This is a genomic window from Succinivibrio sp. (assembly GCF_045124615.1).
GTDB lineage: Bacteria > Pseudomonadota > Gammaproteobacteria > Enterobacterales > Succinivibrionaceae > Succinivibrio > Succinivibrio faecicola.
Genome location: NZ_JBGVMC010000198.1, coordinates 1 through 1397 on the forward strand (window position 1 = coordinate 1; position 1397 = coordinate 1397).

At 36.0% G+C, this 1397-nt stretch carries 2 protein-coding genes; both read left to right on the forward strand.

From position 1 onward, the window contains the following. The first annotated feature begins 165 nt into the window (after positions 1-165). Positions 166-456 carry a hypothetical protein gene (locus ACJML3_RS05135; protein WP_406021202.1) on the forward strand — a complete coding sequence of 97 codons (291 nt, stop codon included), beginning with the start codon at positions 166-168 and terminating at the stop codon, positions 454-456. 95 nt (positions 457-551) lie between these two features. After that, positions 552-1397, forward strand: an 846-nt coding sequence (locus ACJML3_RS05140; protein WP_406021204.1) for a trans-sulfuration enzyme family protein, incomplete at its 3' end; no start/stop codon positions are given.

Below are 1397 nucleotides of genomic sequence, written 5' to 3' on the forward strand. Positions count from 1 at the left end.
AAGGTGCTCAGAACTACCTGACGATTACATCCTTTCTCAGCACAGCAAGAAAACAAGGTATAGATGCATTTGTTGCTCTGACCTCTGCTTTTAATGGTAAGGCTGAGAAGATTATTTTAGGGGTAGGTTCTGAGTAGTTACCAAACTTTATCTCTTATAGATAAGGTGACAGACAGCGATACACTTGTCATTTTTGATTACCCAGATGAGAGCACTTTTAAAACATCTGATAAAAGAGTTACAACACTAAGTGCAATGACAGAAAAGCTAGGTGAAAAAATGATCCACGGTTACTCATTTTCTGAGCTTGAAAATGCTCTTAACCGTCACAGTTTTAAAGTGCACGAAAACATAACTCCAAAAATCATGGATGAGCGTTATTACAGTGATCATATAAACAGTGGAATGACAGCTTTTCCAAACGTGAATATTCTTACAGGAATTAAAAATGTTTGAGATTACTGCATATAAAAATGGCCGATGTTGAACTCACAGAAAAGTGGCAGTTATTGTAGTTAGAGTAGTTGGAAAATATTTTAAAGGATAAAAAAATGGCAGTTTACAAAGAAATTGAAAGTGCAGTAATTCATGCAGGAATCTATGGCGATAAGTATACAAGAGCAGTGAATGTTCCAATTTATCAGACTTCAACTTTTGAGCAGACAGGTATTCAGGAGAATCCTCAGTGGGAGTATGCAAGATCAGGTAATCCTACAAGAGCTGCTCTTGAAGCTTTGATAAGTGATCTTGAAAAAGGATACAAGGGCTTTGCCTTTGCATCAGGTATGGCAGCAATTGCAGCTGTATTAACCTTATTCAAGTCAGGAGATACAATTCTTGTATCAAATAACGTATATGGCGGTACTTTTAGAATTCTAGACAAGGTATTCAAGAATTTTGATCTTAATTATGTTCTTGTTGATACATCATCTGTTGATAACATCAAAGAAAACATCACAGATAAGGTAAAGGCTGTTTATATTGAAACACCTACAAATCCACTTATGAACATCACCGATATCAAGGCTGTCTCAGAACTTGCAAAGTCATATGGTCTGCTGACTATCGTTGATAATACCTTTATGACACCATATCTGCAAAGACCAATTGAATTAGGTGCTGATATTGTTGTTCATTCAGCAACTAAATATTTAGGCGGTCATTCAGATCTTGTTGCAGGTCTTGCTGTTGTAAATACAAAGGAGCTTGCTGATCGAATGTACTTTATTCAAAATTCAGTAGGTGCAGTGCTTGGTCCATTTGATTCATTCTTGCTCATCAGAGGAATTAAGACCCTTGCTGTAAGACTTGATAGACATGCATCAAATGCTTTAAAAATTGCAGAATATCTTGAAAATCACAAGGCTGTTACAAAAGTTTATTATCCAGGCTTAAAG